At 48.4% G+C, this 24,499-nt stretch carries 20 protein-coding genes and 1 tRNA gene; 10 read left to right on the top strand and 11 right to left on the bottom strand.

Annotated elements, in window-relative coordinates; all coding sequences use genetic code 11:
* Positions 1 to 55: 55 nt before the first annotated feature.
* The 5 genes from E2I14_RS12530 to E2I14_RS12510 all read right to left on the bottom strand — a co-directional run bounded on the left by E2I14_RS12530 (position 56) and on the right by E2I14_RS12510 (position 5,790).
* Complete coding sequence (locus E2I14_RS12530; RefSeq protein ID WP_133329018.1) at positions 56 to 1,375, bottom strand: M56 family metallopeptidase; 1,320 nt, start codon at positions 1,373 to 1,375, stop codon at positions 56 to 58.
* Positions 1,372 to 1,761 carry a BlaI/MecI/CopY family transcriptional regulator gene (locus E2I14_RS12525; RefSeq protein ID WP_227544726.1) on the bottom strand — a complete coding sequence of 130 codons (390 nt, stop codon included), beginning with the start codon at positions 1,759 to 1,761 and terminating at the stop codon, positions 1,372 to 1,374. The genes E2I14_RS12530 and E2I14_RS12525 overlap by 4 nt, the downstream gene beginning before the upstream one ends.
* Before the next feature lie 105 nt (positions 1,762 to 1,866).
* Positions 1,867 to 4,236 (bottom strand): ATP-binding protein, encoded by a 2,370-nt coding sequence (locus E2I14_RS12520; RefSeq protein ID WP_165967825.1) that lies wholly within the window; start codon positions 4,234 to 4,236, stop codon positions 1,867 to 1,869.
* A 32-nt stretch (positions 4,237 to 4,268) separates the two neighbouring features.
* Positions 4,269 to 5,021 (bottom strand): response regulator transcription factor, encoded by a 753-nt coding sequence (locus E2I14_RS12515; RefSeq protein ID WP_133329277.1) that lies wholly within the window; start codon positions 5,019 to 5,021, stop codon positions 4,269 to 4,271.
* Positions 5,022 to 5,136: 115 nt separating this feature from the next.
* Entirely contained in the window at positions 5,137 to 5,790 is a 654-nt protein-coding gene (locus tag E2I14_RS12510; protein WP_133329014.1) for a response regulator transcription factor, read from the bottom strand.
* Positions 5,791 to 6,063: 273 nt separating this feature from the next.
* Between E2I14_RS12510 and E2I14_RS12505 the strand changes: the two genes are divergently transcribed.
* From E2I14_RS12505 to E2I14_RS12490, 4 genes are all read left to right on the top strand, one after another.
* Positions 6,064 to 6,603 (top strand): fimbrial protein, encoded by a 540-nt coding sequence (locus E2I14_RS12505; RefSeq protein WP_133329012.1) that lies wholly within the window; start codon positions 6,064 to 6,066, stop codon positions 6,601 to 6,603.
* Between the two features lie 165 nt (positions 6,604 to 6,768).
* Positions 6,769 to 7,551 carry a fimbrial biogenesis chaperone gene (locus tag E2I14_RS12500; protein ID WP_206105638.1) on the top strand — a complete coding sequence of 261 codons (783 nt, stop codon included), beginning with the start codon at positions 6,769 to 6,771 and terminating at the stop codon, positions 7,549 to 7,551.
* A 55-nt stretch (positions 7,552 to 7,606) separates the two neighbouring features.
* Positions 7,607 to 10,153, top strand: a complete 2,547-nt coding sequence (locus tag E2I14_RS12495; RefSeq protein WP_133329010.1) for a fimbria/pilus outer membrane usher protein — start codon at positions 7,607 to 7,609, stop codon at positions 10,151 to 10,153.
* Positions 10,154 to 10,197: 44 nt separating this feature from the next.
* On the top strand, positions 10,198 to 11,292 hold the full coding sequence (locus tag E2I14_RS12490) for a fimbrial protein (RefSeq protein WP_165967824.1): 1,095 nt from the start codon (positions 10,198 to 10,200) through the stop codon (positions 11,290 to 11,292).
* A gap of 81 nt (positions 11,293 to 11,373) precedes the next feature.
* Here E2I14_RS12490 and E2I14_RS12485 read toward each other — a convergent pair whose 3' ends face one another.
* The 6 genes from E2I14_RS12485 to E2I14_RS12460 all read right to left on the bottom strand — a co-directional run bounded on the left by E2I14_RS12485 (position 11,374) and on the right by E2I14_RS12460 (position 16,836).
* A complete protein-coding gene (locus E2I14_RS12485) occupies positions 11,374 to 11,967 on the bottom strand; it encodes a 50S ribosomal protein L25/general stress protein Ctc (protein WP_133329006.1) in 594 nt (197 codons plus the stop codon).
* 105 nt (positions 11,968 to 12,072) lie between these two features.
* The gene (locus E2I14_RS12480; protein WP_133329004.1) at positions 12,073 to 13,023 is read right to left on the bottom strand and encodes a ribose-phosphate pyrophosphokinase; all 951 of its coding nucleotides are present in this window, start codon (positions 13,021 to 13,023) and stop codon (positions 12,073 to 12,075) included.
* A gap of 235 nt (positions 13,024 to 13,258) precedes the next feature.
* A tRNA-Gln gene (locus E2I14_RS12475) sits at positions 13,259 to 13,335 on the bottom strand.
* A gap of 118 nt (positions 13,336 to 13,453) precedes the next feature.
* Positions 13,454 to 14,329, bottom strand: a complete 876-nt coding sequence (gene ispE / locus E2I14_RS12470) for a 4-(cytidine 5'-diphospho)-2-C-methyl-D-erythritol kinase (protein WP_133329002.1) — start codon at positions 14,327 to 14,329, stop codon at positions 13,454 to 13,456.
* Positions 14,326 to 14,982 carry an outer membrane lipoprotein LolB gene (locus tag E2I14_RS12465; RefSeq protein WP_133329000.1) on the bottom strand — a complete coding sequence of 219 codons (657 nt, stop codon included), beginning with the start codon at positions 14,980 to 14,982 and terminating at the stop codon, positions 14,326 to 14,328. Before E2I14_RS12465 ends, ispE begins: the two co-directional genes overlap by 4 nt.
* A gap of 57 nt (positions 14,983 to 15,039) precedes the next feature.
* Complete coding sequence (locus tag E2I14_RS12460; RefSeq protein ID WP_227544725.1) at positions 15,040 to 16,836, bottom strand: tetratricopeptide repeat protein; 1,797 nt, start codon at positions 16,834 to 16,836, stop codon at positions 15,040 to 15,042.
* A 172-nt stretch (positions 16,837 to 17,008) separates the two neighbouring features.
* Here E2I14_RS12460 and mutM point away from each other — a divergent pair, with 172 nt between their 5' ends.
* From mutM to E2I14_RS12430, 6 genes are all read left to right on the top strand, one after another.
* The gene (mutM, locus tag E2I14_RS12455; protein ID WP_133328996.1) at positions 17,009 to 17,830 is read left to right on the top strand and encodes a bifunctional DNA-formamidopyrimidine glycosylase/DNA-(apurinic or apyrimidinic site) lyase; all 822 of its coding nucleotides are present in this window, start codon (positions 17,009 to 17,011) and stop codon (positions 17,828 to 17,830) included.
* Between the two features lie 62 nt (positions 17,831 to 17,892).
* Positions 17,893 to 19,830, top strand: a complete 1,938-nt coding sequence (locus tag E2I14_RS12450; RefSeq protein WP_133328994.1) for a dynamin family protein — start codon at positions 17,893 to 17,895, stop codon at positions 19,828 to 19,830.
* Positions 19,827 to 20,984: an A/G-specific adenine glycosylase gene (mutY, locus tag E2I14_RS12445; RefSeq protein WP_133328992.1), complete on the top strand. Its 1,158-nt coding sequence runs from the start codon at positions 19,827 to 19,829 to the stop codon at positions 20,982 to 20,984. Before E2I14_RS12450 ends, mutY begins: the two co-directional genes overlap by 4 nt.
* A 39-nt stretch (positions 20,985 to 21,023) precedes the next feature.
* A complete protein-coding gene (locus tag E2I14_RS12440) occupies positions 21,024 to 22,520 on the top strand; it encodes an alpha/beta hydrolase (RefSeq protein WP_133328990.1) in 1,497 nt (498 codons plus the stop codon).
* The gene (locus E2I14_RS12435; RefSeq protein ID WP_133328988.1) at positions 22,517 to 23,308 is read left to right on the top strand and encodes an ABC transporter ATP-binding protein; all 792 of its coding nucleotides are present in this window, start codon (positions 22,517 to 22,519) and stop codon (positions 23,306 to 23,308) included. The genes E2I14_RS12440 and E2I14_RS12435 overlap by 4 nt, the downstream gene beginning before the upstream one ends.
* Positions 23,305 to 24,465 carry an ABC transporter permease gene (locus E2I14_RS12430; RefSeq protein WP_133328986.1) on the top strand — a complete coding sequence of 387 codons (1,161 nt, stop codon included), beginning with the start codon at positions 23,305 to 23,307 and terminating at the stop codon, positions 24,463 to 24,465. The genes E2I14_RS12435 and E2I14_RS12430 overlap by 4 nt, the downstream gene beginning before the upstream one ends.
* Positions 24,466 to 24,499: the final 34 nt, after the last annotated feature.

Raw genomic sequence — 24,499 nt, 5'->3', positions numbered from 1 at the left:
GAATTATTTGATACTCAATCGAATAGTTGAACACTATTCGATTGAGTCGCTGAATTTAATCTGGCAGTTTCCAGACGTAGTCAACTTTCGTCCATGCGCTAATGATTTTCCCGCCTTTGGTTGCAGGCGTGAATTTACATTTATTGAGCGCACTCAATGCCGCTTGGTCGAGAAGCGCATGTCCGCTGCTGGAAGTGATTTTTGATTGCGTAATGGTGCCTTTGGTGCCGACTAAAAACGCCATGCGAACAATGCCGACTTCTTTATTGTTCAATGATGTTTGCGGGTAATCCGGTTTGTCGCAGGTTTTAAAATCGATGACTGCTATTGTGTCTGCACTTGTCGCCGCAGCTGCGTTAGTCGTATCCGCCGCGTTGGCATAAAAGGCCGCGCCAGCCAGTATTAAACTCATTGCAGCAAGAGTCGCTTTCAGCCCAATTGGTGGCGCGTTGCAGTTCTCATTCGCTTGAACTAAGCGCTTGATGCGAGCTAATAAATTGCCGCCATTGGCCGCCAAAGCCAACTGATTTTGGCTGGATTGAAATTGTTCCAGCTCGTTCAATGCTAGGGCTAAACGGTGTGGTTCGCCGATCAGTCGGGCTGCCAAATCATCGGCAATTTGCTCACGTTCAATGCGAATTTGGTGCGAGATAAACCACACGGCAGGGTGGTAGAACAACAGGATTTCAACCGCGCCTTGTAATAAATTGACCAAATAATCCATGCGCCGAATGTGGGCCACTTCGTGCGCCAATAAGGCTTCTAGCAAATCGGGTGGCATACCCGAAATCAGTGATGCAGGAACCAGTACAACCGGACGCAGCCAACCAGCAACGGCGGGCGTATTTAAATCCTGTGCAACGCGCAAACGTGGAGTATGTTTGAGGCCGATTTTTTCGCTGAGCGCAGTTAAACGGGTTTGCCAATAAGCATTCTGCCCGTTGCTTTGACTTAGTCTTGCTACCCAGATTAAGCCGCCGAACATACGGATGGAAAATAGCGCAACACAGGTTGCCCAAACGGCCACCATTTGCAGCAAGTGCGCCTGCACCCACAGCATGGTGCTTGAAATTGGCGTGCCGGTCAGTATTGGGCCGTCGAATTCAAACAAACTATCGCCTGCTGATAGCGCGGTGCGCTCAGCCAGTAACGACGCCAAAACGGTATGCAAGGGCAGCGCAAAACACAGTAACAAGGCCATACAAGCGACCAGATAACGCAATTGTGGCGAGGCTTTATGCAGTGTTTTTAAAATAGCTGCTGTGACCAATCCAATGACAGTGCCTTGCCAGACAAAGCTGACCAAACCGAGTCCGATGGCGTTAAATACTTCAGTCAATGTTGCAGTCGAAACGAGATCAAATACGGTCGTCATTTTTTATCTCCTTTGTTATTGAGCAAAGCTTCAATTTCTTCGCGTTCTTGTTTGCTAACATGCGAGCGTAACGCTTCCATCACCAAGGCTTTGCCTGAACCGGCAAATACTTTTTGAATTAAGTCGCTGACCAAATTCGATTGCAACGCGTCTTGGGGATGCGCTGGCGCATAGACATGTGAGCGCTGGCTTTCGTCCCGAATCAACAATCCTTTGGTGTGCATGATTTGTAGTACGCGCAAAATCGTGGCGTAGCTGGTTTCGGGTTGTTCTTTTACGGCTTCTTCAAGCACTTGTTTGGCGGTCGATGGGCCAAGTCGCCACACAAGGCGTAAGACATTCATTTCAACGGCGGTTGGTTTAGGAATCGATGTTTTTTTACTCACGATAAGTCCCTTGAAGGGTTGAACGTGAAACTAGAATAAGTTATCTAGATATGTTTGTCTAGAAATATTTTTCTAGATGTTTTGCTGTTGTATTTGGTGAAACTTTTACACCAAGGCTTGCAGCGACTCGCCCAATTTGGTGCAAGCAGATTGAAGTTGAGCGGTGGAACAATTTGATGCCAGTAATTGTTCGATTTCGACGCAAGCCTGTGCGAGCGGATGGAGTTGATTAATGTAGGCGGCGCCTTTTAGACGATGAATGGCACGCTGTAGGGCGCTGAAGTCAGATTTAATCAGCGCTTGTTGAATCGAGAACCAATCGCGCTGCGATTCGGCTTTAAATAGCGCAAGCGCCACTTCGCTGGGCCTAGAACCGAATGATGGCGCGGCGTTTGGCTTCGGCTTCACGCTGCACCACGCCGCAATCAACTGCCTTAATGCCGGCAGGCGCAGCGGCTTGGTTAATACGCCGTCCATGCCGCTGTCCAAGCAACGCTGGGTGTGCTCGGCATCGTTGGCAGCCGAAATGGCGATAATCGGTAAATGGCGCCCTTTGCTTCGCTCGCTGCGTTGCTCGTGGTTGCGGATCATACGCGCCACCGTATAACCATCCAGCTCTGGCATATTGCAATCAAGTAGCACCAAGGAGAAGTTGTGTTGTGCGATTAAATCTAACGCTGCTTTCCCATCGCTGGCCAGTACCGCATTGCAGCCTAGCTCATGCAATTGTTGTTCTATGACAGCCAGATTGCTGGGGTGATCATCGACCACTAACACGCTCGCCTGAACTGGTTGGTGTGCCACGGTGGTCGGCGGCGCTTCTTGTGCGATTTCGGACTTGGATGCCGCTGGCGCCAATTGTGTAGGTAAAGTTAAGAACAAGGTTGTGCCCAGACCGACTTCACTGGCTAAACTCAATTTGCCGTGCATTGCGTTGACCAAGTCGCGACAAATAGCCAATCCCAAACCAGTGCCGCCGAATCTTCTGCTAGTGGAAATATCGGCCTGCGAAAACGGCTGAAACAATCGAGCTTGTTGCTCCGCGCTGATGCCAATGCCAGTGTCAGCAATTCGAATGGCGAGATGAGCGGCTGTTTCTTGCGTATCGATCGCCAGAAGGCTTAGCGATAGTTCGATGGTGATTTGGCCGCGCTCGGTAAATTTGATCGCATTCGAGATTAAATTGAGCAAAATTTGCTGCAAGCGAGTTGGCTCCAGCATCAGATAAGTATTTTTTCGAATCTTGCTTGCGACTATAAGTACTAAATTTTTTTCATCGGCTTTAGGACGCAGTAGGCTAACAACTTGCTCAAGTACTTCGTTGATGTTGGTCGGGCGGAATTCTAGTTCCATGTGGCGTGATTCGAGTTTGGATAGGTCCAACACATCATCGAGCAAATTTAGCAAACTCTCTGCCGCGTCCTTAGCGAGCTGTGTGAGCTGCTTCTGACGGGTGTCTAATGTTGTGCGGTCAATTAATTCGAGCGCAGAAAGAATTGCGTTCATCGGCGTGCGTATCTCGTGGCTCATCATCGCCAGAAAACGCGACTTGTGTTGTTCGCTGCGTTGCGCGGCAAGTTGCGCCGCTTTAGCTCGATAAGCCAATAGCAGAACCAATCCAATGGCGCTCAAGAGGCATAGCACTTCAATCCGGTAATACAGCAAAAGGCTTCCCCAAGTTGGGGTGCCATAATTGATTCCTTCGAGCCACTTATTCATCATCGAGTTGGCCTGCTTGGCCGTGATTGCATCCAACGACTTATTGAGGATGGCAAGTAGCTCGATTTGATCGCTGCGAATACCAAAGGACACTGGAAGTGGTAAGGATGCCACTGTTCCAACAAGTTGCAGCGTCCCTTTAAAATGCCGTTGCATCGGCGGAATCAAGGCCGCATTCAATCCAAGCGCGGCATCGGCGTTGCCGTTCGCGACTGCCTCTAATAGATCCGCCGTGGCGTTTAATTTAAGTAGCTTCAAGTCCGGAAAGCTCTGCGCTAGTACTGCCTGATAAATCCCATCTTGGTAAATCGCGACCGTCTTGCCATCGAGCTTATGTAAATCGAAAATAATCGATTCCGCCGCTGGACCAATAATCACTGTCGCACCGACAAAATAGGGTTGGCTTAACTGGATTTTAGATTGCCAATTGCTAGGCAAAAACGGTGGTGCAAGTGCCGAGATCAGATCGACCTTTTGTTCAAGTAGCTGTTGCGTGGCTTGACTAAAATTGGCGCTGTTTATGAAGTGAAATTGAAGCCCACTTATTCGACTAATTTGGGTTAAATAGTCAACCGTCAAGCCTTTGTGCTGACCATGCTCGATGTATTGTAGCGGTTGCCATTCGGGATTAACTGCTACGGTAACCGTCGGATGGGCCGCAATCCAAGCTAGTTCTTTGTTTGTAAAGATTGGATTTTTAGTGCTTTGTTGAGCGGGTAATGCCGTCCCGATGAGCGTAACGAAGATGACTGCCATCGACTTTATCCAATAACGAAACATAAGATTTTTCATCGAATTTTAGATTGCGCATGAAGCGTAAATAATTCGCTATCAGTTCGAATGCCGAGTTTGCGAAAGGCTGAGCGTTTTTGTGTGCTGACTGTTTTTACGCTGCGATCAAGCCGTTGTGCAATGTCTGTTACAGAATGCCCGTTTAAATAGTAAGAAAGTACTTCTCGCTCGCGGTTTGATAAAGCCGCATCAGACAACAACACGCTGTTCTGCCGGTAATGACGCAGTTTATTATTGTGGGCGCTGCGTCGTTCATCGATTGCGCTGGATGCTACGGGACGACGCGCGTCATTCGGCATCCAATGGCCTTTGTTTAATTCGAGGAGCTCCATTGATAAATTGGGCGGCAAGTAGGTACGCCCTAAGGCCAGAGTTCTGGCTGCGCCGACTAATTCCTGTAGTGCTTGGTCTTTGCCGATAAATCCATGCGCCCCAGCTTTCATGATGAGTGATACAGCGGCTAAATTATTTTGTCCCGAAAACACCAGAATTTTCGTGTCAGGGAAGCGCTGGCGTAAGGTGCTAATTAAATTCAAACCATCCATATCCCCAGCGGCGAGATGGTAGTCAACAATGAGTATGTCGATTGCGGTATTTTTTGTGTCATCGAGCAGCTCACCGCTGGTTGCAAATGCCGCTACAACTTCAAAGTCAGCCTCTTTTGCCAACAATTCGGTCACGCCGAATCTTACGGCCACGTGATCATCAATTAGGACAATTTTAAAAGGGCGTTGGGCAGGGCGAATCATTGTGGACGATCTTTGCATAGAGGTTGCTATTAATAATACGCACCGCGTTGGTATTTTCAAGATTGGATTGACCATCGCGGTAAAGAGAAATTCGCTCAGTGCGCTTGAATACTGATTACGTTAAATCGTCTGATTTCGATTTGTTAAACAGCTCCACTAATTCTTGGTCGCTGTGGACGTTGAGCTTACTGAAGGCCGACATTTTTTGTGCGCTAATAGTTTTGCGGCTTTTAAAAAATTTATGCGCGATCTGAGTGACCGACATGCCCTCTAATACGCAACGAATGACTTCGTTTTCTCGCGCCGTGAGCAGTCTTGATAGCGGCACCATGTTGGCATTACGAGCCACATAGAATCTATTCGGATCAAGTATAAAGTCGCCGCTGGTTTGTGCTAACTGAAAAATAGCGCCAATCAAAACGTCAAGCGGCTGTGCTTTGCTAACAAAGAGGTGCGCGCCCGCATTTTTTATCAAGGCGATTGTGGTTGCATCGTCAAAAGAAGACATTGCGATGATTTTGCATTCTGGGAATTTGATAGCGAGCATACGCAATAAATTAATTCCATCCATGTCGTGCGCTTGCAAGGAATAATCGACAATTAGAATCTGCGCAGGTTTGGATAGAAGTCCTTTGAGCAACTCTTGGCTGCTGCTGTACGCGCCAGTTACAACGAAGTTTTTTTGCGTGGCCAATGCAAGCTCAATCCCATGCCGGACGATAACGTGGTCATCAAGGATGGCGATGTTGATTGGATTGATGCGATTCATTAACTTCTTGCGCCACTTTATCTAACAGAATTGGTACTAAAGAATGTGTGTAAATCATTCTTAAATTTCCGAGCGTTTTGCAATACCCGCGACTACATTTAAATCGATTAGGACAATTCCTATTTTTATGTTGAGTCTTACTACCTACAATCCTGCGCTGTGATGAGGTGAATTCACTTTATCTAATTTTACTAGCGCCAATTTGCTCGCTAAGCCTTTTCTTAGACGATTAAGTTTGGGCGTTTTTGATCAAATTTTAAAGGACTATTTTTCATGAAAAAAGCAGCATTCGTTTTGGCATTAGCAGCGCTTGGGATGCATCAAGCGGCTAATGCAATTGACGGAACCATTTCATTTAACGGCAGCGTTGATAGCACCACCTGTCCAGTAACTGTTACCGATGTAAATTCCGAAAACAAAAATGGAGTCGTGACCTTGGGCACCGTTCCAGCGTCGATGTTGAGTAAAGCAGGCGAAGTCGCTGGTCACACCGCATTTACGTTAACAATCGATAACAAGGCCGCAGGTTGTTCAATGACTGGTCGCAGCGCAAAGGTGAGTTTTATCACTATGGCTGGCGTGGCGGGACCTAATGTTCAATGGTTGGGATTGGTGCAAGAACAGGGCGCGGCAAAGAACGTAGCAGTGCAAATTCGAGATGCGAATGGCTCAGAAATCATGTTGGGCGAGCGTTCCGCCGTCTACACTGATCTCAATCAACCGCTACGCTTTTATGCCAACTATATCGCAACAGGAAAAGCAACTGCTGGCCCAGCGAATGCAAAAGCGGGCTTCACTATCTATTATCAATAAGTCGAATTTGGCTAGCTGTCACGCGCATTGGTGTTGAGTAGTTTGCTAATGCCGTGGCGCTTGTCTCACCCGAAATCAGTTAAGGCTGAGGTGACAAGGAAAGTCACCTTTTGAACGCGCAATGTTGATACGGTAAGTGGTAAAAGTCGCTCGATAGGAATGAGGATGAGTAAATTCAGTAGCTCCATGGAACAAGCAACTTGCTTAATGCGGCGGCAGCTTCTAGCGTCCCATTTTGCAATGTTGATGATCTTGGTATTAACCACCATCCTCAGTTCTAATGCACATGCCGATATCATTTTGAACGGCACGCGGATTATTTACGACGACAATAAACGTGATGCACTCGTCGTGGTGAGCAATCCTTCCGACCGACCGTATGCTGTTCAAGTTTGGATTAATACCGATTTAGACGATAACTCCACCATCGTGCCGTTTGTGACGACGCCACAGTTATTTCGCTTGGATGCAGGTAAAGAGCAAAGCGTGCGTATTTTGCGCTTACCGGCCAATTTGCCGAGCGATAGAGAGTCACTCTTTTTTCTTAACGCACAAGAAATCCCAAGCGCCACTCCCTCGGCTGAGAACAGTTTGAAGATTGCCATTAGGACGCGGGTGAAATTATTTTTTCGACCTAAGCAGCTTAGAGGCTCATTGTATGAAGCGCTGGCCATGCTTAAGTGGAGCCTAGTTCAGAAGGCAGGGCAATCGGTTTTGCATTTAACCAATCCGAGCGCTTTTCATATTTCATTCGTGGGAATTTATGTTGAAGAAAATGGGAAAAAAAGTGAAATTGCCGACCCAAAAATGGTCGCGCCGATGAGTGAAATCGACTATTCCCTAGCCACACCGATTACTGGTAATGGCGCGCAGGTCAGCTTTTCTGCCATTAATGATTCCGGTGGATATACCGAACTTAAACCGGTTGCATTGACCTCGACGCGTTAATTCGATGATCTGGCGCTGAGATTACCAGACTGTCTGGCCCAAGTTGTGCCGATGTATGAAAGTTTTTATTACCACTTTGTTTGTGATGCCGCGCTTACTTTGCCTGTACGCGTGGCTGATCGCTATGTGCTGTGGCTGCTGTATCCAAACAGTATTTGCTCAAGGTGTTGAGTTTGACGCTGCGTTTATGCAATCCTTGAACGGAGCGAGCGCGCCCAAGATTGATTTAAAACTTCTGACCGAGAACGCTAACATCATGCCGGGTGCTTATCCGGTGACGATTTTTATCAATCAATCCTATTTTGCGCGCCGTGAGCTTATGTTCGATTTTGATGCCGAACTTGGCAAACTTCAGCCTTGCTTGTCGGCGCACTTGTTGACGGATATGGGAGTGAGAATCGACACCGCTGTCAGTTTGATTCCTCCCGACGAGGCCTGCGTGGCGGCTCGCGCAATCAGCGCAGATGCTGCCTATGATTTTGATAGCGGCAAGTTGACGTTAGCAATCAGTATCCCGCAACTCAACATGACCCGAGATGTGGCTACTTATGTCGATCCAACGCAATGGGATCGTGGAATAGACGCGGCAATGTTGAGTTATCAGGTCTCCGCTTCCAATGGCACGGTTGGGACGTCGAACAACCAAGACCAATATAGCGTGTATCTCAATGGCGGATTTAATTGGGGTGATTGGCGCTTTCGTTCCAATGCAGCGTTACAAAGAAATGGCCGCCGATCAGCGCAATGGCAAAACGGGTATAACTACGTGCAACGCGATTTGCCGGGGACCTTAGGCCAGTTCACGCTAGGCCAGTCTTTTACGCCGGGTGATACATTTGATTCGGTGTCGTTCAAAGGCTTGCAAGTCGCGACAGATACAGCGATGCTGCCCGATACGATGCAGGGCTATGCGCCCGTGATTCGGGGAATTGCTAATTCGCGCGCGAAAGTGGATGTGCATCAAAATCGGTTTTTGATTTACACCACCTTTGTCTCGCCCGGCCCGTTTGAGATTGTCGATCTCAATACCCGCTCTGGCAGTGGTGATTTGGTGGTTACGATCACCGAAAGTAACGGCAAGGTCACGCGCTTTGTTCAGCCTTTTTCAACCATGACTAATCTGCTGCGCGAAGACGCTTGGCGCTACAGTGCCGCGCTCGGCTACTATGACGCGCCAGCGCGACCGGGCTTTCATCCCGCCTTTTTGCAAGTCACCGCCGGTAAAGGTGTGGGTTGGGATGCTACCGTTTACGGTGGCTTAATGGCTGCTAGTTTTTATCGCGCCGTTAGTGTGGGTATTGGTAAAAATCTAGGGCGATTGGGCGCGCTGTCGGTCGATATGATTAATGCTGATTCTAGGCGACCAGAACACCTGGATGAACGCGGCCAAAGTTACCGGCTGCAATATAGCAAAACGTTTGAAACAGCGACGAGTTTTAGGCTGGCGGGTTCGCGCTATTCCGAATCTGGTTATCGCAGTTTTGACGAAGTCGCTAGGCAGCAAGTAGTTGTGGGGACAAACGAGTTAATCGCAAAACGCAGCCAAGTAAGCGTTAGCATCGCACAAAATGTATCCTGTTGTGGCTCGCTCTATGTCAATCTTAATCAACGCGATTTTTGGACTTCCAGCCGCGTTGATCGGGAAATCCAAGCGGGCTTTACGACTCAGTTTAAATCTATTTCTGCTGGTATTTATTTCAGCAGCACGCGCTCTCGTAACGCTGCCAATAATGATCAAATCATGTTCAGCGTAAACATTCCAATGGGGATTGGCGCATCGGTGAGCTATAACCCAACGCTAAATCGCAACGGTAGTCTTGATCACCAACTTGGTATCACTGGTCGGCTCAATGAAGATAATCGTTTTACCTATAACTTGAATGCATCGCGTTCTGCCAATAATGGAACAAACCTCGGCGCAACGAACGGTTCTGGCTCGGTGAATTACGCCAGTAACTTTGGTCAAGTTGGCTTGGGTTTTAGTGTGGGTACAGGTGCGGGCACAGATTATCGTCAAACTAGCGCCAATTTATCGGGTTCGATGCTACTGCATGCTGGTGGCGTGTATTTTGGCCCATCACTGGGCGAGACGAGCGTGTTGGTTGAGGTGCCGCAGACCAAAGATGTCGGGCTAGTCGGCGCGCTCACTAAAACTAACGCTGACGGTTTTGGCGTCATCCCTTACGTAGTGCCTTACCGTAAAAATCGGGTTGAGTTGGACAGTAGTTTATTGGATGTCGATACCGATATTGAAAATAGCATTGCAACTGTTATTCCGCGTCGTGGCGCGATTGTTAAAACCACCTTTGAGGTGAGTAAAACGTCCAAAGTATTAGCCACCATTACCACCCAAGACGGCGTTGCAGTGCCGTTTGCGGCTCGCGTTTTGTCGCCGTCCGGCGAATTGCTGGCAATGATTGGGCCAGCGGGACGAGCGTTGTTATCGCTGGGTGCGCAAGCGGAGTTAATGATTATTTCGGGCGATGCGATCAATCAAAAGTGCCGCTTACCGGTAAAGATTGACTCCACTATGTCTAGAGAAGAGGGCTTTTATATTTTGTCTCTAACTTGTTTCCCTCTAGCTTCTGCTGAGCAGCCTTAAGTTTTATTTGGTAATAAAGAATGGTTTTCTTGATGCCTACTTCAATGCAAAAATTTGCCCGCTCAATGGCAACTTGTTCAGCGCAGACGGCGCGTTTGATGCTGTTCGTTGCGGCTTGGTTTTGCTGGGCTCCGCTTTGCGTGGCGCAGCAAACTTGTAATCCGACGCCCTTGAGTGCCGATAATAGTTTTGGCAGCGCGCGGATTCCCTTGGATGCTCCGATTGGTTCGGTAATTGTGCACGACAAGCAATCGCGGTTTGTGACGATGCAGTACCGTGGCACCGATGGCGGTAATGATTTCCTCGATTGTCGCGTGGTTGGTGGCAAGAGCGGCGTACTGCTGGGAAGCGCGATCAATATCGCTGGTTTAGATAGTATCTGGGGCAATTCGGTCTTTAAAACCAATGTTGCCGGCATTGGCCTTGCTGTGCGGTTTATCGGATCGTTCCATCCAGTTGATGGTAGTCAGACCGGATCTGTGGTATTCCCAACTCGGTTGAAGAATCGCAATAGCGCCAATTTCAAAACAAGTTATTACTTGGTTAAAACAGGGCCTATTCCCTCTGGCAATCATGTAGTCAATACGCGCTACGAAGTTGGTTATGAGCAAAGAGGTGTGTATACCGCTGCCTTCACTTTTGCTGTTACTGGCACGGTATACCAAGATGGTTGCAAGGTTAATGCGGCGGCTGCGAATCAAATTTCAGTCGGATTAAAAAATTGGGATCAGTTTCACTTTAAACTGCCCGGTTCGACCACGAGCGCTGTTGGGTTTCAGATTGGTCTAAATTCCTGTACTACTGGGGAATACAGCACCATCCCGAATAACTGGTTTTCCAATGTTTATGCGATGATTGAAATCGAACCAATTAAAGGTTCTGCAGTGATTGATAATGCCAATGGTGTTTTTAGTTTAGATTCAACCTCGACCGCTTCGGGTGTGGCGATTCAATTGTTGGGTGAAGATGGCGTCACGCCACTGCCGATAGGTGCGGGAATTAGCACCGCATTAGCCAAGCTAAGCAACGGAGCGATGTCGTTACCCTTATCGGCGCGCTATATTCGCACTAGCATCGATGCTTTTCCTAGCCCGGGTTCGGCTAACGGGGCGGTTAATTTCACGATTACTTATCGTTAGGTCGGACAAATAAAATACCCAAAAGCGCCCATAAAAAAACCGCCCGAAGGCGGCTTCTTTAACAACCAGAAATAAATCTGATTATTTCTTTTCAGCTTCGGCTTCAGCAGAAGTAGCACCTGCTGGAACAACGGCGATCGCAACAGTTTGGTTGTCGCCGTGAGTAATTGCTGTAACGCCTTCTGGCAATACGATGTCTTTCACGTGCAATGATTGACCAGCATCTAAGTTGGACAAATCAGCAGTGATGAACTCAGGCAATTGACCTGGCAAGCAAGAAACTTCCAATTCAACCATGACGTGGCTGATAACAGCAGCGTGCAATTTCACCGCTGGAGAAACGTCAGCGTTGATGAAATGCAGAGGAACCTTAACGTGGATCTTGTGGTTAGCGTCAACACGTTGGAAATCAGCGTGCAAAACTAATTGTTTGTACGCGTGGACTTGGAAGTCACGCAACAATACTTTTTCTACGACGCCATCAATTTCCAAATCCAAGATGGATGAATGGAACACTTCTTTTTTCAACGCATGGTAGAGCGCGTTGTGATCCAAAGTAATCGAAACTGGCGCTGCTGCACCGCCGTAGACGATACCAGGAGTTTGACCAGATTTACGCAGGCGGCGGCTCGCTCCGGTGCCCTGTAATTCGCGTTTAAATGCAATAACTTTCATGTGATACTCCAAAATGTGCAAAAGTGACCTTTTGCGTTAAGTTCCCCGCGACCAGGGAACAAAAAAGAATAATCAAAACGATTATCCCAAAAACTAAACTTATTCTTAATCAGCAAACAAGGACATCACCGAATCGCCCTTGGTAATACGACGAATTGTTTCTGCCAAAATCGCGTCGCACGACAACTGACGGATTTTGCCGCAAGCTAATGCTGCTGCGGACAAGGGAATCGTGTCGGTAACGACTAATTCATCCAATGGTGAATCGCTAATGCGCTGAATTGCTGGGCCCGATAACACTGGGTGGGTGCAATACGCTAATACTTTTTTCGCGCCGCGTTCTTTTAATACTTCCGCCGCTTTAGTCAAGGTGCCTGCGGTGTCAACCATGTCATCCATGATTACGCAGTTACGACCTTCGACTTCACCGATGATGTTCATGACTTCAGACACATTGGCTTTTGGACGGCGTTTATCAATAATGGCTAAGTCGCAGTTCAAATGTTTAGCCAAAGCGCGGGCGCGAACCACGCCGCCAACGTCTGGTGAAACAACTAATAAATCTTCGTAGTTTTTGGTCAATAAATCACGCAACAAAATTGGTGATGCGTAGATGTTATCCACCGGGATATCAAAGAACCCTTGAATTTGGTCAGCATGCAAATCCATGATGATGACGCGTTCAACGCCAACTTCTTCGAGCATGTTAGCAACGACCTTAGCCGAAATCGCAACACGCGCTGAGCGTGGGCGGCGATCTTGACGGGCGTAACCAAAATACGGAATCGCCGCGGTGATGCGACCGGCGGAAGAGCGCTTGAGCGCATCGACCATCAACATCAATTCCATCAAGCTGTCGTTGGTTGGAACGCAGGTTGATTGAATAATGAAAACGTCTTTACCGCGTACGTTTTCGTTGATTTCAACGGTGATTTCACCATCGGAAAATTTGGACACTACGGCTTTGCCAAGCGACAAACCGAGTTGTTTTGCAACGCCTGCTGCTAAAGCTGGATTGGCGTTACCCGTGAAGACCATCAAATTATCGTTTGCCATGGCTGCCTCTAGGCGAGATTGTTATTTCAAAGAGACTCAGGTGAGTAAGTCCTATTCAACTGATCCTAAAATAATCATAGTCGATTATTTTTTCGCGCGAAGTGAAATCGAAGACTTAAGAATACTCGACTGTCAATACAGCGAACTTGATGAGATGCAAATTAGCTCAAGCTGCATTTAGACTGGGTTTAAACTTAAAAAGCCGCCGCATCTTTTTAATGCGGCGGCTTGTATTTGGCAGGGGATGGAGGACTCGAACCTCCGCATGCTGGAATCAAAATCCAGTGCCTTAACCAACTTGGCGAATCCCCTACGTTTTTATCGTTTTGTTGTTGCAACGATAAAAGTAAAACTGTCTGCTTATTATTTTGAATTTACCAAGCGAGTAAATACGTGCCGTTAATTATTGCTGCCAATTGTTGCCACTAAATCAATCTGCTAACCAATTAGCTAACGGATGTTGATGTAACGTTTTGGCTTTCCAAGCATTCCAACTATGTGGTTTTTTTGGAACGTTTTTGAGAATTTGGTTTGCGGTTTCTTCACTGTCGCAAGCACAAAATACACAAGAACCAGAGCCCGTCATTTTAGCAGTTCCGTAAGCGTTTAGCCAGTCTAATGCAGCTAAAATTTCAGGGAACAGTTGAATTGCGACGCTCTGCAAATCATTTTTCCAAGTTCCTTGCGGGTAACGTTGGAAGTCCGACACTTTAATGGATGGGCTGTTTCTTGTCAACGCTTTTGATGAAAATATTGCGGCAGTTGGTGCCGATACTCCCGGTTCAATCACTACATACCAACAATCCGGTGTTTGTAATGGCGTTAAGGCTTCTCCTATGCCTTGCGCAAAGGCGTTTTGCCCGAATAAAAAGAACGGCACATCGGCGCCCAACTTCAATCCAAGTTCCATTAACTGTTGGCGCGAGAGTTTGCTATTCCATAAGCGATTTAGCGCAATCAAGGTCGTTGCTGCATCGGACGAGCCGCCGCCCAATCCGCCGCCCATTGGTAACTTCTTGTCCAAGGTGATTTCCGCACCAAGTTGGCTACCTGAATGACGTTGCAATAATTTGGCAGCGCGAATGACCAAGTCGGATTCTTGGGGAACGCCGGGCACATCGTTGGTGCGCAAAATCTGCCCGTCGCTGCGTAGCTTAAAGTGCAATAAATCGCTGTGATCTAATAGCTGAAAAGCCGATTCCAGCAAGTGATAGCCATCGTCGCGCCGTCCGGTGACATGCAAAAACAGGTTTAACTTGGCCGGTGCTGGGCAATTCTCTAAGTAGGTTTCGCCAATTTTTATCATGGCTGAGTGCTCCATTCGTCGATCACTACGCGCAACGACACTAAACCTGCTTGCTCTGTTTGGCGCGATAAATCGATGCGTTTCGGGCGAGCGCTGTGTTGGCCGATTTCCCAGGTCGGATAACGTAAATCCCAACCTTCGGCGTTAAAGCTGCGATTTGTATCGCTGGGAGTTGCTGCAAGTTGATGATCTGGCTTGATAAAGCCTTGCAACCAATCACGCAACCCAGCTATGGGTAAAGGCCAACCCAGCATTTCTAAAAATAATTGATTCGGATCATTGGCCGAACGCGGCGGCTTATCGGTCTGCGTTAGCAGCGCGCCTTGGTCATTGATCAAAATGGTTGCCACGGTTTGTCCGGTAGGCGAGCCTAGGGAGATCAAGGTCTGCTCGGGTGTTTGCGACCAGGTGAAATTAATATGAATCGACTGTGGCCCGCTCATGGATTCATATTGCGCGGAAAGGCGGCCTGAGACCTCAATCTTTTGCGCGTAGGCGCGACTGCTGTTGGCTGCTGCGATTTGCGCCGGAGTCAGCGCGGTGCTAGCGCAACCGGCAAGCGCGGTTAGGAGCGCAATCAATATCGCTAAACCTAATTGCCGAATGGCGCGATGGTGGACTGATAGGGTAGTTAGATAAAATCGATTTGACATAAATTTAAAAGGCGTATCTCGCTGAGATACGCCAATTGCTAAGAGATGTTGGGGCAATTAAAGACTAATTTTTAGGCGTTCAAGCGCATCTTTTAACACGCTATTGGCGGGATCTTTTTGCAGCGCTTCTTTAAATATTGCTTTCGCATTTTCTTGGTCGCCGCTAGTCCACAACACTTCACCCAAATGCGCGCCGATTTCCGTGTCGGGTCGCAGTTTGTAGGCGCGTTGCAATAATTTGACCGAGGTGTCGTAATTTTTTTCGCGGTATTCCAACCAACCCATGCTGTCGATAATAAACGCATCGTCGGGCGCAAGCGACAGTGCTTTTTCAATCAGGCTACGCGCTTCGGGTAGGCGCAAATTGCGGTCCGCTAGCGAGTACCCTAATGCGTTGTATGCGTGCTGATTTTCAGGGTTGATCGCAATGACATGGCGCAACGCTTTTTCCATGTCGCCAACTTGGTCAAATTTCTCCGCCAGCATCGCGTAGTCGTAGAGCAGGTCGGGATTGTTGGGATAGGTTTCGGTCGACTTTTCTAGCAGCGCCAAGGCTTCTTTGTCGCGCTTGGCGTTGCGTAATAATTCGGCCTCTAATTGAACTACTTGCACCATCTCTTCGGGCGTGCCTTTGAGTTCATGCAAAAAATCCAGCGCTTGTTCCACGTTTTGGTATTTTGAAATGAGCACGGCGCGGCGCAATTGCGCGTTTAAATACGCCGCATTTTTTCCGTCATACGATTGCACTTTGCTGAGCCAATCCAATGCAGCAACCCCGTCTTTGCGGTCATCGGCAATTTGCGATAAATACAGCAGCGCCGTGGTTGGATCGCGTTGTTCATTTGGCGCGTTATCGGCTGCTTGTACGAAGGCGGCGAGGTTTTTTTCGGCGGCGGCAATATCGTTGAGTTGCAGCGATAAAACGCCCATTGTGTACATCAACGCTGGGTCTTGTGGCTGCGCAGCTTGTAATAACAGGAACTGGGTACGCGCTAAATTAAATTGTTTTTGCTCGATCAACATGCCCGCATAAGCGCGCCGAACTTCGAGCGATTTTGGATTGTCGTTTAAGAAGTTTTCGAGCGCTTTTAAGGCGCTCTCTGGTGATGGGCTCACCTGCGCCAAAGTCATCACTGCCAATTGTGACGTTGGATCGATTTTTTGCGCGGCATGCGCTTCCACCATCGCGCGCACGCTATTGCTGCTGGCAAAAGCGGCTTGCGCTAAAGCGAGGTGGGTTTCAATGTAATCAGGATAAGGCTTGTAAAGATTTTCTAACACGCCAAAGGCGGCTTCTTTATTGTTAGCGCGCATGACCAAACGTTGGGTTTGCAGAATGATCAAGCCGCGCTCTTTGGGCGTGGCTTCTTCAAGGCGCTTGCTAACAATCGAAGTTACTTCGTCAAAATTGTTATTGATTACCATGAAGCCTAAATAATATTGGGTCGCTTCTTCTGAATTAGGCGAATACTCATGCCACATGCGCGCGGCAACAAAGGCCTGCAAGGGCTGCTTGGCAATTAAGGCCATTTCCATCGCCCGTTTGGGTAATCGCGGATCGCGGGTTTGTTGCGCGACAGCCATCGTGGTGGCGTAGGCGGCGGGGAAATCACCGCGTTGGAAGGCGATTTCAGCCGAGACGACTTTAAATAGAATCTCATCGGTCAGCGCGACATTGGGCAAGTCTTCTTTGCTTGGTGCAGGAGTTTCTTCCGGTGCTACTGGCATCGGTTCTGGGGCGACGGTAATCGTTGCCGTTTCAGGCGCAGGTGGGGCAACCGTCGTGCAGCCAGAAAAGATGCCGCATATCAATACCAGCGGTAGCAGAGTTACAATGGAGGAAGAAATTTTCAAGAGATAATCCTGTTGGAATGGCAGTTTTAATTTTATATAGATTGGTATCTGTACTGCAATATAGTGCAAATACGTTACATTTTTATCGAACTTGTGCGGTTTAGTGGAAAATGCGTTGGCACTATTAATCTAGCAAGTTGGCGATAAACAAACAATGTGAATAGACAGAATTATGCCCGAATTACCCGAAGTTGAAGTTACCCGTTTAGGCGTTAGTCCTCATTTGCTCGGCGAGCGCGTCACATCGGTGGTGATGCGGCGCAGCGGATTGCGTTGGCCTTTTCCCGACGATTTAGAACAGCAATTGCTGGGAAAAACCGTGCTCAGCACCGCCCGACGAGGAAAGTATTTGCTGATTGTGTTTCAACATGGCGTGCTCATTATTCATCTGGGCATGTCTGGTCATCTGCGGATTTTGCCAAAAAATACCCCGGCCAAGCTGCACGATCACATTGATATCGGATTCGGAAAGCAAGTTCTAAGAATGACCGATCCGCGTCGTTTCGGGGCCGTGTTGTGGCACGACAATGCCGCTGGAGATGTGCAAAATCATCCATTATTTCAACGACTTGGCGTTGAGCCCTTGACCGAAGAATTTGACGGCACGGTGTTATACAAAGCCACCCGCAACAAAAAGCTGGAGATCAAGCAAATGTTATTGGCGGGGAATATTGTAGTTGGCGTCGGGAACATCTATGCTTCAGAGAGTCTGTTTCGCGCTGGAATTAGTCCTTTCTCTTCCGTGCAACGAATCAGCTTGGCGCGCTACAAAAAACTGGCGCAGGTTATTAAAGAAATTTTGGCGGAAGCCATCGTGCAAGGCGGCAGCACTTTGCGCGATTTTGTTGCTGTAAACGGAAATTCTGGCTATTTTCAGCAAAATTATTATGTTTACGACAGGAATGAGTTGCCATGTCGCAAATGCAACTCTATTATCCAACAAGTTAAACAAGGGCAACGTTCGACTTTTTACTGTGTAAAATGTCAAAAATAGCCGCAATAAAACGTTAAAAATTATAATTAACTTCTTAAGAGTGAATACAATTCGGGGAAATCATGAGCAATCTTGTGAAAAAGTTTCAGCAATATAGCGAATGGCGCAGTGGAGTAATTAGTGCATTGCATCGTTATCGCGCATGGACGCGGGCTGCTGATACTTCCGATGCGGTCACAGAGCAACGCATCACCCATTTGCTTGAAAAACTGACCGACGACAAATTAACCATTGCTTTCGTTGCCGAATTTTCGCGCGGTAAATCGGAGTTAATTAACGCCATTTTCTTTGCCGATTACGGCCAGCGCATTCTGCCGTCCTCGGCTGGGCGCACCACCATGTGTCCGACTGAGCTGCTGTACGACGAAACTTTCCCGCCTAGCATTCGCTTGCTGCCGATCGAAACCCGCGCCGAATCCCAAACTACCAGTGAATTTAAAGCCCAAAACCAAGTTTGGACGGTGCTGCCGCTCAATATTAAATCGTCCGAAGGCATGCTCGAAGCGTTCAAGCAAGTCAGCTTAACCAAGCGCGTCACCGTGGCCGAAGCCAAATCCTATGGTTTGTACGACGAGGACGATCCCGATGCCGCCTTGGAGTTGGATGAGCAAGGCATGGTTGAAGTATCGCAATGGCGGCACGCGATTATCAATTTCCCGCATCCACTATTAAAAGACGGTTTGATCATTGTTGACACGCCGGGCTTGAACGCAATTGGTACGGAACCAGAGTTGACCTTGAACTTGATTCCCAACGCGCATGCGGTGTTGTTTATTTTGGCCGCCGACACTGGCGTAACCAAGAGCGATATCGACGTGTGGCGCAATCATATTGGTGCTGGTCCAGGGCGTATGGTGATTTTGAATAAGATCGACAGCATGTGGGACGAGCTGCGTTCGGAAGCCGAAGTCGAAAGTCAAATTAAGAGCCAAATCACGACCGCCGCACATCTGTTATCGCTGCAAGAGAACCAAATTTTCCCAGTTTCGGCGCAAAAAGGTTTGGTCGCAAAAATTCATGGCGACGCGCATTTGCTGGCTAAAAGCCGCTTGCCTAAATTGGAATACGCCTTGTCGGATGAATTGATCCCCGCAAAACAAGAAATTATTCGGACCCAATTAAACAAAGATATTCACGGCCTGTTGGCAGTACAACATTCCTTGCTGGGAGCGCGGCATCGTGGCGTTTTTGAGCAATTGTCTGAATTAAAAAGCCTGCGCGGTAAGAACAAAAAAGTCATCGAGCACATGATGAAGCGCGTCGAAATCGAGAAGCAAGAATTCGATCAAAGTCTGATGAAGTTGCAAGGAACGCGCGCCGTATTTACGCGCTTATCGACCGAAGTGTTCACCAGCCTCGGTATGGATATTTTGAAAGAAGAAGTGCGCCGCACCCGCGACACGATGGCTAATAGCCGCTTATCAGCCGGCTTAGTCGATGCGGTCAAAGAATTCTTCGCGCGCAATAAGCGCAATTTGCATATGTCCAATCAAAAGACCAATGAGATTTTTGAAATGATGAGCATCATGTACAAAAAATTCTCAACCGAACACGGTCTGGCTTTAAGCACGCCGATGCCATTCTCATTGGACAAATACCGCGCCGAATTAGATGCCGTTGAAGCGGTGTTCCATCAGCAATTTGGCGTAGTAACTTTGATGACCAATTCGCGCGTGGCCTTGATGCAAAAGTTTTTTGATTCGATCGCCAATCGCGTTAAGCAATGTTTTTTAAGCGCCAATCGTGACGTCGAAGCGTGGCAAAAAGCGATCATGGCACCGCTGGAAGCGCAAATTCAAGAGCACAAATCTCAGCTAAAAAATCGCATGCAATCGATACAGCGCATCCACATGGCAACCGACAGTTTAGAAGACAAAATTATGTCGTTTGAAGTGATGCAGTCGGATTTGGAAGGCCTCAAAAATGGCTTGGCTGAACTCGAGGCTGAAATCAATTCCGCCTTGGCGGGCACAATTGGAAATATACCGGTGGCAGCTTGAAGCGACTTGTAAAATCGGTTTCTGAACAAGATAGCGCCAGTCATTCCGAAGTAAATCCATACGCCGATCCGAGCTTTTCGGACGATGTCGTCAACTGGCAAAAAGTCCACGGCAGACACAGTTTGCCGTGGCAGCAAAGCCGCGAAGCATACCGCGTTTGGTTATCTGAAATCATGTTGCAGCAGACTCAGGTAACCGCGGTCATTCCCTACTATCAAAAATTTCTCAGCAGTTTTCCGACGGTTTTCGACCTCGCCAAAGCCAGCAGCGAACAGGTCATGTCGCATTGGAGTGGCCTTGGCTATTACACCCGCGCTCGAAACCTGCACGCTTGCGCTAAGCGGGTAGTGGCTGAATACAACGGCGTGTTCCCGCATCAGCCAGAATTGCTCGCCGATTTGCCCGGCATAGGTCGCTCGACTGCGGCAGCAATCGCCGCATTTTCCTACGGCGCGCGCGCTGCGATTTTGGATGGCAATGTGAAGCGCGTATTTACCCGCGTGTTTGGCATTGACGGATTGCCTTCGACCCGGGTCGTTGAAGAAGACTTGTGGCAACGCGCCGAAGCCTTAATGCCCGATGCACGCGAGACCGAAAAAATCCAAGCCTACACCCAGGGCTTAATGGATTTGGGTGCGACTTTGTGCACTCGAACTAAGCCGCTTTGTCTGGTTTGTCCCCTACAAAAAAGATGCGTGGCGTTAGCGACCAATCGGGTTGCTGAGTTGCCTACTAAAAAGGCTAAGAAAATCACGCCGACCAAACAAGTCATCATGTTGATGGTGGTCGATAACGAGCAGGTGTTATTGGAAAAACGGCCCGAGAGCGGGATTTGGGGTGGCTTATTTTCATTGCCTGAACTCGATTTTCTCGACCCAGAAGACTCTGAAAATCCCTCGATTGCCGCAGAACTGCGCTCCAATTTCCAACGCGCCTTGGACGCCTTTGGTGAACTCGATGCGGTACAAAAACTCGATCAAATCAGCCATGCATTCAGCCATTACAAGCTCGACATCACGCCTTATCGTTGCACCTTAAAGCAACGGACAACAGCAATCGCGGAGGATGCCTACGTTTGGTATCCGCTAGAGCGTTGCGCCGACGCACCGTTGCCCGCGCCGATTAAAAAATTATTGTTGCTGTCATTTAACTAAAGGTAGAATCGTTGCTCCTTCGTTATTCCGAGAGTAACAATGAATCATTCCCCGCTGCGGAAGTTTTCTCTTCCTAAATTGATTCCCTCTTTGTTGTTCGCCTTTTTCTCGTTGAACCATTCTGCCGCGCAGGCTACCGACTTGCTCCATTCGTGTCGGGTCGAAGGCTTCGCCCAGCAGGTGCAATGCGGCCAATTAAAGCGACCGTTAAATCCGAATGAGCCGAGCGGCAAGCAAATTGATTTGCATTTTATTGTGCTGCCAGCGCAAGACAAAAGCAAAGCGCCGGATCCGATTTTCTTGTTAGCCGGCGGCCCAGGACAGAGCGCGATTAGCGTGGCAAGTTGGATGCAAACTTTATTTGAGAAACTGCAGCGGCGGCATGATTTGGTCTTCGTCGATCAACGCGGCACGGGTAAATCTGCGCCGCTAGAATGTCCCGAAAGCGACGGCTTGAGTGGCATCGGCCAGCCCGATTTTGAAGTGCAGGAAATCTTAAAATGCAAGACCAAGCTGGAGAAATTACCACACGGTGATTTACGTTGGTACACCACCAGCATCGCCATGCAAGATTTAGATGCGGTGCGCGCAGCGTTAAATTATCCGCAAATCGACTTGATTGGAATTTCGTATGGAACACGCGCCGCGCTGGAATACGTGCGCCAGTTCCCAGCAAATGTGCATCGTACGATTTTGGATGGCGTGGTTCAGCCTGAGGTCATGCTGGCCGATGACGATTTACAGAAATCCTTGAATCGCCTATTTGACGATTGCAGTAAAGATGCCCTCTGCCAAAAAGCCTATCCAAGGTTGCAGCAAGATTGGAAAAAATTATTGGCTGGTTTGCCGCAAAAGACCCAATTAACGCACCCCCGTTTAGGAACTACCGAATCGGTCACCATTACCCGCGACGATGTCTTGGGTTGGGTGAGCCGCGTTATTTACACCCCTGTCAACACAGCCGGTTTGCCTAACGCTATTCTGCAAGCCAATCGCGGCAACTTTAATCCCTTGCTCGCTTTAAGCGGCGCTGGCGGTTTGCCAAATCCGGGCGCTATTTCGTTCGGGATGCATTTTTCGGTAGTGTGTTCTGAAGAATACGACAGCATGTTGAAGAATGCATCGCCGCCTCGGGAAGGCAACGATTTCGGGGATTTACACAAACAACTGTATTTGAAAGTCTGTAAGAACTGGCCGCGCAGCAGCGTACCGCAAGCTTTTTATACGACGCCGGTGAGTAGCACGCCAGTCTTGTTATTGAGTGGCGGCGCTGATCCGGTCACTCCGCCTTGGCATGCAGCGCAGGTCGCCAAAGCCTTGGGCGCAAAAACGCGTCATATCGTCTTAGATAACTCAGGTCACGGCGTGCTAACGCAAACCTGCTTGGCTGACGTGGCGACCGATTTTATTAATGCCAAATCCGAGCAAGAAGCGATTAACGTAGATGCGTCTTGCGTAAAGCAAATTCCCCGCCCTAGCGTCTGGATCGCGCCCACTGCGCCATCAACTTCTGTTGCGAAAGAGGTGCAACCATGATCGTGGTAGAAAACCTATCCAAGCAATTCATCCGCCCATCCACTAAGCGTTGGTCACGTTCCAAAGGCGAAGTGGTGCAGGCGGTAAAAAATATCGGCTTTACCGCAGAAGATGGAAAAGTCACCGGCCTGTTGGGCGCAAACGGTGCGGGAAAAACTACCACCTTGCGTATGATTGCCGCGTTACTCAAACAAGATGGTGGACAGATTTTGGTCGATGGCGTTGCGGTTCACGCTGGAGAACAAACCACCCAAGCAAAAATGGGCGTGCTGTCGGATGCACGTGGTTTATATCCACGCTTAACCGCGCGTGAAAATATCGTCTATTACGGCGTCTTGCACGGCATGTCGCGCCAACAAGCCGATCAACGGGCTGATTTTTTAGCCGAAGCGCTGGATTTAAAATCACTCTTAGAGCGCCGCTGCGATGGATTTAGTCAGGGCGAAAAAATGAAGACCGCCTTGGCGCGCGCATTAGTGCACGACCCAAAAAATATTATTTTGGACGAACCAACCAATGGTTTGGATGTGGTTGCGACGCGCGCCTTACGTGAGTTTTTGCGTTGGCTGCGTTCGCCTGAGGGCGGTAGTAAATGTATTGTTTTCTCAACCCATATCATGCAAGAAGTTGAACGGCTTTGCGATGATGTCGTGGTGGTCGCGCACGGCAATACCGTCGCGCAAGGAACGGTAGGGCAGCTATTGGAACAAGCCGGCGAAACCGATTTCGAAGATGCCTTTGTTAAATTAGCCTTTGAATCGAAAGCACAATTGCGAGGTGCCGTATGAAGATGATTCTAGCCATCGCCTATAAAGAATTGCTCGACAGCCTGCGCGACAAACGCACCATGATGATGGTCGTGGTGCTGGCCTTATTTGGTATGCCGTTCATGATGATTTTTATGTCAGAAATGACGAATCGGATTGAAAAGCAAGTTGAGAAAAAAGTGATCTTGGTTTCGGGAATTAAGAATGCACCGCAATTCCAAAATTTTGTCGAGCGCCAAGGATACGAAATCAAAGAGGCACCAGCTGACTATGAAGAGCAATTACAAAGCAAAAATCTGATTGATCCAGTTTTGGTGATCGATAAAGATTTCTCTGACAAGCTAGCACATGGCGAGCGACCAACCGTGTACATCGTGCTTGATGTGGCCAATCAAGATACCCAAACCGGTGTCCGTCCACTGAAGCATTTAATGCAAAGTTTTGCTAACGAAATGGCGGTGATGAATTTATCCATGCGCGGTGTATCGCCCGATATATTAAACGTGGTCGATGTACAAGAACGTCACTTAAGCCGCACCGCCGATACAGGCGCGCAACTCAAAAGTGTGATGTCGATGATGTTAATGTTGACCATGGTGTCGGCTGGGTTGTACGCCGCGATTGATACCTCGGCGGGTGAGCGCGAACGTGGGTCGCTAGAACCATTGATGATGAATCCGGTAGCGAGCTGGACTTTTGCGATTGGGAAGTGGTTAGCGGTGAGCACGTTGACGATGTTGGTGGTGATATTTAGTGTGCTCAGTATTTTCCCTTCGTCCTTATTGATACGGAACGAAACGGTCAAAATTCTATTGCAGTTTAGCGGCTCCGAAATGCTGATGATGGTGCTGGTGCTATTGCCCTTGGGTTTTTGTTTGTCTGCTCTGCAAATCGCCATTGCAATTAACGGCAAAACACATAAAGAAGCCCAAGCGCGCGCCACGCTCTTGGTTGTGATTGCACCGTTGATTTCGATGATGAGTATGTTTAAGCAAGGCGCCGATCCAGTGTGGTTTAAATGGATCCCGCTGATTTCGCAAAATCAATTAATGACCAAAATTTTGAATAACGAAGTGGTAACGACACTGGATATGTTGGCGCCGATCATTACCTGCGTCGTCTTGGCTGTGTTGGCGTTGTGGTACACCAGCGATAGGATGCGTAAAGTGCTGATGTGAGGTTTATCTGGGGCGTGCTTGCAGCAAACGCAAA

Origin of the sequence: Sapientia aquatica, assembly GCF_004358105.1 — a bacterium.
GTDB classification, from domain to species: domain Bacteria; phylum Pseudomonadota; class Gammaproteobacteria; order Burkholderiales; family Burkholderiaceae_D; genus Solimicrobium; species Solimicrobium aquaticum.
The sequence above is the reverse complement of the archived record's forward strand: the minus strand, read 5'-3'. Positions and strand labels throughout refer to the sequence as shown.